This is a genomic window from Nocardia pseudovaccinii NBRC 100343 (assembly GCF_001613225.1).
GTDB classification, from domain to species: domain Bacteria; phylum Actinomycetota; class Actinomycetes; order Mycobacteriales; family Mycobacteriaceae; genus Nocardia; species Nocardia pseudovaccinii.
The window spans coordinates 1-3187 of sequence record NZ_BDBY01000459.1 but is presented as its reverse complement, the minus strand read 5'-3'; the positions used below and the strand labels follow the sequence as shown (position 1 = coordinate 3187).

The 3187-nt window shown below is 62.8% G+C and carries 1 protein-coding gene; it reads left to right on the top strand.

Features of this window, described 5'->3' with window-relative positions:
• Positions 1–290: 290 nt before the first annotated feature.
• The coding region (locus NP3_RS45840) for a LuxR C-terminal-related transcriptional regulator (RefSeq protein WP_218025085.1) at positions 291–3187 on the top strand (2897 nt) is incomplete at its 3' end.

The window sequence follows — 3187 nt, the reverse complement described above, 5'->3', positions numbered from 1 at the left end:
CCCAACAACGCCAACACCCCATCCTCGGCAAACCCCACAACACCCCCGAAAACCCAAACCAGCCAACAACACCCGGTACGCCAAACAACCCCACACCTGCCAACAACGACCGAAACGCCACGAGCCCAAACGATCTCGGAACCAAGCAACCAAAAAGCCCGGCCGACCCCTCACCCGCCGATCGACCGACGGATCCCTCGACGCACGCGCCTGCGAGGCGCACAGAATACGACGCGGTAACCGTACCGGCGGACGATGATGCGCTGGATGTCGATCTCATCGAGATCGACATGGATTCGCGCGGGTGGGTCTGCGCGGATGGCGAGCCGTACCACACCGAACACCCATTGGGCGACAACTTCGTACTGCTTTCGACGGGCGTGCTTCTCACCGCACCGGATACATCACACGTTGATCTGTACCTCGCATATCTCGAAAGGCATTCGATCGCAACGGATTCCGAGGATGCGCCCGGCATCAGCGGATACGGATTATGGCGAACCAGCGGCCGTATCAAAAAGGTCGATGCGTTCTGCGCGGGCTTCAGCGAGTGGAACGACGATCCGATGTTCCCCGCACAAATTCTGGACTCACTGCTCGATAAAGGGGCGGACCTCACACGCTGCGAATTCAATACCGAGTTCAGCGCCGATCACCAGGGCTTGGTGTGGCGCGATGAGTCGGCCCAGATGCCGGTCGGGCAGGTGCTCCGGGACCGCGGCCGCGACGCGGGAGTGCTGGCGAGCGGTTACGGCGATCTGTTACCCGTCGGCCTCCGGATGGCCTTCTGGATCAATCTCGCCGGGCTGGAGTCCACACCGGATGGAATCGCACTCACCTGGGTCCTCAATCCAGTTCGCTCCGACCCCGGCCGAGTCACCGTGACGTTGAGCCGGAACGGCGACGTCGTGACCGCCCGGTACCAAAATGTCGACCTGGGCCGAGATCCGGCACGAACCATCGCGATACTGCGAGTCCTGCACGAGCGATTGACATCGTGGCTGACCGAGTCGGGTGCCGTGTGGGCCGAAGGCAGCGGAAATCCACCCACGGAAAATATACGCGCGGAGGAGATCCACGAGCCGCGCCCGGACGTTGCGCCGCCTTATCCGGAACTGGTGGTGCGCGCGAAGGAGCACGGCGCGTACAACACGGAGGCCGCCGAGGAAGCGAAAGCCTGGCTGGCCCAACAGCATCCGGACCTGCCAGCCGGGGAACTCGAGGTCGCCTGCGCCACGCTCGCCGCGATGGTCGACGACGCACTCCAACACCGCATCGGCAAGGTCCATGTCAGATCACAAGTAACCGACGGAATGCTGCGCGTAACTCTATTCGATACCACCAGATCCGCTGCCCCAGTCCCCGAACCAGTTGCGGCAGAAGGGTATTCCGTCTCGATGCGATCCGGCGTCGACCTTTTCAGGCATTCCGATTCGGGCTGGCGGCAAGCGGTGTGGTTCGAGATGACAACCCGCACGCCCAACATGGCCACAGGTGAACTCCTCCACCTCCCCGGCAGCACCCCGACACCACCGCCCAGCGAACTCCGCTTCGGCGCAGACCCCCGGCCCGCACCGGAGCAGATCAGAAAACGGATCGAACAGCATGTCGCACAAGGGCATTCGGATCGAGCCATTCTTCTGATCAAGAAGAAATACGGCGCCAGGGTGTTCGGAAGGGTGTCGGCCGCTATCGGCGAACACCAGGCGGCACGGGATATCACCGATAAGGCCTGTGCAAATGCCGTCGACCGCTTCGGCCAGATCGGCAACCTCAGCGTCGAGGAATGGGTCTTCCGCAACGCCGGTAACCTCATGACAGAACATCGCAGGTTCGTCCAGTTCCGTCAGCGGATTTGGGATATCTTCGTCGCCAGCGCCGACGTCGAGGCAGACGGACCGGCAAGCCGCGCGCTGGCCGTGGCGGACAGCAGCCGGATACAGGACTGCCTCCGCGCGAACCTCACCTCCGACCAGCAGCGGAAGATTGCCCTGCTGTGGCAGACGCGGCCCGACGCCTCGACAGATCCGTTGCCACCCGCCGACGTTCAGAACGCGGACCCATTACTGTGGGGCGCTGTTCGGAAATTGGCCGTCGCGATTACTGCCGCACACACCGGGACGAATCCGGCGGTCGCCCGGGCCACCGCATTCGTGACCCCGGCGCGCGAGTCGAGCCAGGATGACGCGGCGCTCGCATTTTCCGAGCAGCAGCTCGAAATACTTCAGCTGGCAGCGCACGGATTGTTCCCCCACGAGATCGGGAAAGTCCTCGGAATACCATCGACGACCGTAGAAGAAGACCTCGCGACCATATCCGATGAACTCGGCGCCGATGATCTCACTGCCATGTTGGACGAGGCCAGACGTGCGCATCTCATCGACGACGAACACTTCACGCCGACCGACCAGCAAATCCGGCTTCTGGAGCTGGTTGCGGAAGGCAAGACGAACTGGGAGATCGGGGAAATCCTCGGCCTGACCCCGGGCACCGTAAACGTGTATCTCAGCCGTCTGGAAGCCGAATTCGGCACCGGTACCCGGGCGGAGCTCGCGGCCACAGCCATCCGGATGCGAATCATCGAACATCGCGGCAGTTCAGCGGCCGACGTTGTGAGCGTGGACGATGACCTGCGCCAAGTCGAATTCGACCTGCTCGCAATGACCGCGAAAGGAATGTCGAACAGACTCATCGCCGAGATTCTCGGCATCCACGAGGTCAGCGTGGGCCGCTACTACCGCCGGATCAAGGACAAGCTGGGCAGCGAGAGCCGGGCAGCACTGGTAGCGAGGGTCCTGCCGCGTCTCGCCGCCCGTACCGTCGACGCGGACACCGAGCTATCCGATCTCGAAAAACAAGTCCTTCGTCTGGTCGTGAACGGCTTGCCGAATACGAGTATCGGGAACGAGCTGGGACTGCCGGAGCACGCGGTACTCGGTTACCGGGCGCGTATCGCCGTCAAACTGGACCTCTCGAGTCTGAACGCGATGATCGAGGCGGGACGGCACATGACGTCCGGCGATGTTCTCGAGGACAGCAACCACACGGACGGCAGAATCCCCAACAGCGCGCAGGAGCTCGATCTCGACGGACCACTCTATGTTGCGGCGCCATCGGTCGAACTCGACGAACCGCTCTATGCGGTCGCCGATGTCGACAGTCCGGCCCCGACCTGGAGCAATGTCCC